The sequence below is a fragment of the Ilumatobacter nonamiensis YM16-303 genome, assembly GCF_000350145.1.
In the GTDB taxonomy this organism is placed as follows: domain Bacteria; phylum Actinomycetota; class Acidimicrobiia; order Acidimicrobiales; family Ilumatobacteraceae; genus Ilumatobacter_A; species Ilumatobacter_A nonamiensis.
In genome coordinates this window covers 1-6,606 of the sequence record NZ_BAOL01000301.1, presented here as the reverse complement: position 1 = coordinate 6,606, position 6,606 = coordinate 1, and the positions used below count along the sequence as shown (strand labels likewise).

Sequence of the window (6,606 nt, the reverse complement as noted above, 5' to 3'; positions counted from 1 at the left end):
CCTCGACGAGTACCGCAAGCACGTCGAGAAGGACCCGGCGCTCGAGCGCCGATTCCAGCAGGTGTACGTCGGCGAGCCGTCGGTGGAGGACACGGTCGGGATCCTGCGCGGTCTGAAGGAGCGCTACGAGGTGCATCACGGTGTCCGGATCCAGGACTCGGCGCTCGTCAGCGCGGCCGTGCTGTCCGATCGCTACATCACGTCACGATTTCTGCCGGACAAGGCGATCGACCTCGTCGACGAGGCCGCGTCACGACTGAGGATCGAGATCGACTCGCTGCCGACCGAGATCGACATCGTGCAGCGACGCATCCTCCAGCTCGAGATCGAACAGGTCGCGCTGGAGAAGGAGAGCGACGACATCTCGAAGGAACGCCTCGACGCGCTCCACGACGAGTTGGCGACGCTCAACGTCCAGGTCGGTGAGATGAAGGAGCACTGGGAGCAGGAGAAACAGGCGATCGACGCGATCCGCGCGCTCAAGGAGGAGCTGGAGGGTCTGCGCACGCAGGTCGAGCGCGAGTCCGACCTGGCGCGTGCCGCGGAGATCCGCTACGGCCGGATCCCGGAACTGGAGCGTCGGATCGAGGACGCCACCGTGCACCTCGACGAGCTCCAGGAGACGAACGCGATGCTGAAGGAGGAGGTCGACGCCGAGGACATCGCCGAGGTCGTCGCGAAGGCGACCGGTGTTCCGTTGACGCGCTTGATGGAGTCCGAGACATCGAAGCTCGTGCACCTCGAAGAGCTGTTGCACCAGCGGGTGATCGGTCAGGACGACGCGGTCGTCTCGGTCGCCAACGCGATCCGTCGCAGCCGTGCCGGCCTCGCCGACCCGGATCGGCCGATCGGGTCGTTCATGTTCCTCGGGCCGACCGGTGTCGGCAAGACCGAGCTCGCCAGGGCGCTCGCCGAGTTCATGTTCGACGACGAGCGGGCCATGGTCCGCATCGACATGGGCGAGTACATGGAGAAGTTCTCCGTGTCCCGCCTGATCGGTGCGCCTCCCGGATACGTCGGGTACGACGAGGGTGGCCAGCTCACCGAGGCCGTGCGGCGGCGGCCGTACTCGGTGGTGCTGCTCGACGAGATCGAGAAGGCGCATCCGGACGTGTTCAACACGCTCCTGCAGTTGCTCGACGACGGTCGCCTGACCGATGGTCAGGGGCGCACGGTCGACTTCACGAACGTCGTGCTCATCATGACCTCGAACCTGCCGGGTGACCCACTGGACTTCTTCAAGCCGGAGTTCATCAACCGGGTCGACGACATCATCCGATTCCGGTCGCTGGACGAAGCCGACCTGGAGCACATCGTGGGGATCCAGTTGGAGCGGCTCCGCAAGCGGCTCACCGACCGTCGCATCGAACTCGACATCGACGATTCGGCGATGGCCCAACTGGCCCGTGATGGCTACGACCCGGCGTTCGGTGCCCGACCGCTGAAGCGGATCATCCAGCGGGAGATCGGCGACCCCGCTGCGTTGCTGATCCTCGACGGCTCCGCCGGCGAAGGCGACACGATCACGGTGACCGCCGGGGAGGACGGACTCGAGGTGTCAACCGGCTGACGCCAGTTGACATGCGCGGGCGACGATGTCGTCTTCGCTGACGAGGACGAGGTTGGCGGCGGCGCCGAGCGGCACGAACGAGTCGCGGGCGGCGATCCTGTCGATGTGACCGTCGAAGCCGCCGTCGACGAGTTCCGCGACGAGGCCCTCGCCGACACCGCCGGTGCGGCGGGTCTCGTCGACGACCAGCACGCGCCCGGTTTCCGTGGCCGCAGCGACCATGTCGGCGACGGGGAGCGGGGCGATCCAGCGCAGGTCGACGACCGTGGCGCGTACGCCGTGGTCGGCCTCCAGCCGCCGTTGCGCACGTCGACTCAGGTAGGTGCCGTTCGCCCACGTGACGATCGTGATGTCCGACGGCGCGTCGCCCGGCGGTCGGTGAGTGCGTGCTCGACCGAGCGGCGCGAGTCCGTCGATGGACGGAGCGGTCCACTCTCCGTCGCCCGGTTCGTGGAGGTCGGGATCGTGGTAGCGCGCGATCGGCTCGAGGTAGACACACACCGCGCCGGTCGCGCGGGCGTGGTCGACGCACTCGCGCAGCATCGGCGCGGCGTCGGCCGGGTGGGCGGGTGACGCGATGGCGAGTCCCGGGATGTCGCGCAGCACAGCGATCGAGTTGTCGTTGTGGAAGTGCCCGCCGAACCCCTTCTGGTAGCCGTACCCGGCGACCCGCACGACCATCGGGTTGCGGTACTGGCCCTGCGAGAAGAAGCCGAGACTCGCCGCCTCGCCGCGCAACTGGTCCTCGGCGTTGTGGAGGTAGGCGAGGTACTGGATCTCGGGGATCGGGAACCGACCGTTCAACGCCGATCCGAGCGCCATGCCGAGGATCGACTGTTCGTCGAGCAGCATGTCGAACACCCGCCGATCGCCGAACCGCTTCTGGAGCCCGCGGGTGACCCCGTACGCGCCTCCCTTTCGTCCGACGTCCTCGCCGAACAACGCCACGTCGTGCGTCGTGTCGAGCAGTTCCGCGAGCCCGGCGTTGACCGCCTGTGCCATCGTGAGCCGATCGTCGGCCTCCTCGCCAACGGGCCCCGGACGAGGTGGTGGGAGCGGCTGCGTCCTCGCGCTCAGCACGTCGGCGAGCGGCGCCATCACCTCGTCCGCAGTCGTCAGTTCGGGTTCGGTGAGGACGACCTCGACGCATTCACCGACGGCGTCGCGTGTGTCGAGGTACCAGGCGATCGTGTCCTCGGGAGACGACACGCCACACGCCGCCGCGGCGCGTGCCGCGCCGATGATCGGGTCACGAGCGAGGTCGGCGGACAGTTGGTCGGGTGACCGATACGCGGACTCGACGTCGGTTCCCGCGTGGCCGAGGTAGCGCACGGTCGAGAGATGGAGCACTCCGGGTCGGCCGGTCCGCCGGATGTCGTCGACGAGCTCCGTCGTCGCGTTCCAGGTTGCGATCGGGTCCGCTCCGTCCGCGTGCTCCACACGCAGTCCGTGTCGACCGGCGAGCGACGTTCGGACCCAGTCGGTGGGAGTCGGCACGCTGAGCCCGAGCCCGTTGTCCTCGCACAGGAACAGGATCGGAACGCGCTCGCCGCGATAGTGGGAATGACCCGCCCAGTTGAGCGCGCCCTGCGTCGTCGAGTGGTTCAGCGAGCCGTCGCCGAAGCTGCACACGACGACCATGTCGTCGGGCCAGGTCGTGTCGGCATCGGGTGCGACTCCACCGCTCAGCGCCAGTCCGACGGCTCGGGGAAGGTGCGATGCGATCGTCGACGTCTGCGGGATGATCGACAGCGAGCGGCTGCCGAAGACCTTGTGTCGTCCGCCGGCGATCGGTTCGGTCGACCGGGCGAGCATGCCGCGCAGGATGTCCCGCACGGCGTCGCCGCCGACGTGGGCACCGCGCGCCATCAGCGACCGCGCCACGAAGAAGCCGCCCGATCGATAGTGCAGCAGCGCCGGATCGTCGATGCGCAGGGCCGACGCCACCACTGCGTTGCTCTCGTGACCCGCCGAGCCGATCGTGTAGTAGCCGAGACCGCGCCCGGCGCGCAGTGTCCGTGCCGTGTGGTCGAGCACCCGGCTGGTGATCTGCGCCTCGAGCCAGGTGGCCACGAGGAGCGGATCGATGTCGGCGACGTCGGTCGTCGCATGGTCGAGATCGGTGATCGCGGTGAGCAGCGCGGTTTCGAGCGGATGCAGATCGTCGGGAAGATCGTGGTGCGAGACACTCATCGGGCGACGGTCATCCGAGCGGCGTCACCCTTGCCGGAGGCGGAGTGCGGCAGCGTGTGCGGGGAAGCCTTCGTGCTCGGCGAGGGCGATCACGGACGGTGCCATCCGCGCGATCGCGCGCTCGTCGGCGCGTGCGACGGCCGTGCGCTTCAAGAACGTGTCGGCGGTGACGCCCGACGACACATGGGCGAAGCCACTGGTCGGGAGGGAAGCCGGGCAACCGATGATGAAGTTGCCGGCGCTGAAGGGAGTGTGCTGGCCGACGAGGATCTCGCCGGCGTTCACGAGTTGCGCGAGCACTCCGTCGAGTTCACGGTCGTCGACGATCACCTGGAGATGCTCCGCGGCGAACTCGTTCGCGACCTCGACCGCCGTGTCGAGGTCGTCCACCAGCACGCAACCGCCGTTCGGTCCGAGTGATGCGCGGGCGGCTTCGGCACGGGCTCCTGGGAGCATCGCGACCTGGCGATCCAACTCGGAGTCGACCGCATCGGCCAGCGTGCTCGACGGGGTCAGGAGGACGACCGACGAGTCGGTGCCGTGTTCCGCCTCGATCAGCAGGTCGGCGGCGAGCACCTCGGGGTCAGCGGAGTGGTCGGCGATCACGAGGCTCTCGGTGGGTCCGAGCAACATCATGGTGGCCATCCCGTAGCGCTGCATCTCGACCTGGGCGATCGTCACCGCCGGCGACCCCGGGCCGACGACCTTGCGAACCTTCGGGATCGACTCGGTTCCGAACCCGAGCGCGGCGATGCCGGACGGTCCGTTCGTGCGGAAGACCGTTCGGATGCCGAGCTTGCGACACACGACCAGTACGGCGGGGTCGACCTCGCCCGATCCGCCCGGGACCGGAGGGACGACCAGCGCGAGTTCGGGGACACCGGCGACCACGGCCGGCACGGCGAGCTGGTAGGCGACGCTCGGATAGCTGGCCTTGCCCGACGGCGTGAACAGTCCGGCCGACGAGATCGGCGTGATCTTCTCACCGACGGTCAGGCCCGGTTCGGACTCGATGCTCCAGTCGGCGGAGCGCTCCAACTGAGCTTCGTTGAAGGTGCGCAGGTGAGTGATCGCGTCGTCGATCGACCGGTCGACCGCCTCGGAGACGAGCGCCGAGTCGAGTTCGTCGTCGGTGACGCGGAGTCCGTGGGGCTCGATTTCGATCCGATCGAAGGTCGCCAGTGCGTCACACAGCGCGGCGTCGCCGCGTTCGCGGACGTCGTCGATCAACTCGCCGATCGACGCGCGCAGCGCGGGGTCGAAGATGTCATCCAGGCCGCGTTGCATCAATGACGCGCGGTGCTCCTGGTCCATCGAAGCCCATACCTGCCGACGCATCACGGTCACGCTCGACGACGCTACCGATCAGCGCCGTGCGTTCGGGCCGGAATCAGAGCGTGCAGAACTGGACCGACGCGATCGGTGGAAGGTTCGCGGAGATCCGGTGCCAGTCGTCTCCTGCGTTGCCGGACCACCACAGCGAGCCGGTGGTCGATGCCATCAGCAACTGCTCGCCGGTCTCGTCGACCTCGAACGCGTGGCGGTACACGAGGTCGTACGCGTCCTGCTGCGGGAGCCCGTTGGTCAGGACGTCGAACGATTCGCCCCCATCGCGTGTTCGCGTGACGACGAGCTTGCCGTCGACGGGGATCCGGACCTCGTCGCTGATCGCCGGCACGAACCAGGCCGTGTCCGGATCCGTGGGGTGGACGGCGACGGCGAAACCGAACGTGGACGGTCCGGCCTCGGTGATCTCGGTCCACGAATCACCGTTGTCGCGCGAGCGGAAGATGCCGCAGTGGTGCTGCGTCCACAACATGTCGGGGGCCGTCGGGCAGCGGACGATCCGGTGGGGATCCTGGGTGTCGGGATCGTTCGCGAGCTCGTCGGGCATGAACACGGCGCGCATGCCCTGCGCGGCGACGGACCAGGTCGCACCGCCGTCGTCGGTCCGCCACGCGCCACCGCACGAGACGCCGACGACGAGTCGGCCGGGTCCCCGCGGGTCGACGCAGATCGAGTGGATTCCCGCTTCGTCGTACCCGCCACCGAACCACTTCTTGCGTGCGGGTAGATCCCACAGCGCCTGCACGAGTTGCCACGAGTCACCGCGATCGTCGGATCGGAACAGACCCCCGGGGATCGTCCCGCACCAGAGCACGTTCGGTTCCTCGGCGTGGCCGGGTTCGAGGATCCAGCCCAGCTCGGTCGTCCAGGTGCGTTCGTTCTGCGTCATCGGATTGATGTCGGGCTCGCCGTTGGGTTTCGGCGGGTACTCGGGAGCGGCGATCTCGGTCCAGGTCGAGCCCCCGTCGTCGCTGCGTTGGAGGTGGACACCGAAATGACCGTGGTCGAGGAGCGCGTACATCGTGCCGTCTCGCGCATCGAGTGTGGCGTTGGCGACCTTCACGCCGGCAAAGCTCGGCTCGGACAGAGCGAAGTCCGTGCCGCCGGACGAGTCGCTTGCTCCGCCGAGGGCCAGGGTGAAGAGTCCCTTGCGGGTCCCGATGAGTGCGTGGGTGGACATGGCTCAGCCTCCGGAGAGTGCTTGGAAGACGTGGATGCGGGCGTGGGGCCCGACGGAGTCGGTGAGCGCGGATCGGTCGGTGATCTGGTCGTCGTCGACGAACACGGCGACGTGTTTGCGGACCGCGCCGGCCTCGTCGAGGACGTACCCGCGCACGACGGGGTGTTGATCGAAGTAGGCCGCGAACGCCTGGTTCACGGTCGCGCCCGGCACGGTCGCGTCGGGGCAGTCAACGTGGCGTCGGAACGCCTTGGCGAAGATCACTTCGGCCATTCCCCGACACTACGTTCTCGTGAACAGTTCGCGCACGGAGCGC

5 protein-coding genes are annotated in these 6,606 nt (G+C 68.2%); 1 reads left to right on the top strand and 4 read right to left on the bottom strand.

Annotation, left to right across the window (positions count from 1 at the left end; translation table 11 throughout):
- Positions 1-1,570 (top strand): ATP-dependent Clp protease ATP-binding subunit (locus ON45_RS20065; protein WP_040496469.1); only part of this gene is annotated, 1,570 nt, incomplete at its 5' end.
- Here the strand turns inward: ON45_RS20065 and ON45_RS20060 are convergent.
- The 4 genes from ON45_RS20060 to ON45_RS20045 are packed head-to-tail and all read right to left on the bottom strand — an operon-like array spanning position 1,559 to position 6,563.
- On the bottom strand, positions 1,559-3,763 hold the full coding sequence (locus ON45_RS20060) for a thiamine pyrophosphate-dependent enzyme (protein WP_040496467.1): 2,205 nt from the start codon (positions 3,761-3,763) through the stop codon (positions 1,559-1,561). The two genes, ON45_RS20065 and ON45_RS20060, sit on opposite strands and share 12 nt — an antisense overlap.
- 24 nt (positions 3,764-3,787) lie before the next feature.
- Positions 3,788-5,101 carry a histidinol dehydrogenase gene (gene hisD / locus ON45_RS20055; protein ID WP_040496471.1) on the bottom strand — a complete coding sequence of 438 codons (1,314 nt, stop codon included), beginning with the start codon at positions 5,099-5,101 and terminating at the stop codon, positions 3,788-3,790.
- A 52-nt stretch (positions 5,102-5,153) separates the two neighbouring features.
- Positions 5,154-6,290, bottom strand: a complete 1,137-nt coding sequence (locus ON45_RS20050) for a WD40/YVTN/BNR-like repeat-containing protein (RefSeq protein ID WP_040496466.1) — start codon at positions 6,288-6,290, stop codon at positions 5,154-5,156.
- Positions 6,291-6,293: 3 nt separating this feature from the next.
- Entirely contained in the window at positions 6,294-6,563 is a 270-nt protein-coding gene (locus ON45_RS20045) for a MoaD/ThiS family protein (protein WP_040496464.1), read from the bottom strand.
- Positions 6,564-6,606 lie beyond the last annotated feature (43 nt).

Coding starts and splice junctions, on each gene's coding strand:
- ON45_RS20060 (WP_040496467.1), bottom strand. CDS start 3,763: ATGAGTGTCTCGCACCACGATCTTCCCGACGATCTGCATCCGCTCGAA.
- hisD (WP_040496471.1), bottom strand. CDS start 5,101: ATGCGTCGGCAGGTATGGGCTTCGATGGACCAGGAGCACCGCGCGTCA.
- ON45_RS20050 (WP_040496466.1), bottom strand. CDS start 6,290: ATGTCCACCCACGCACTCATCGGGACCCGCAAGGGACTCTTCACCCTG.
- ON45_RS20045 (WP_040496464.1), bottom strand. CDS start 6,563: ATGGCCGAAGTGATCTTCGCCAAGGCGTTCCGACGCCACGTTGACTGC.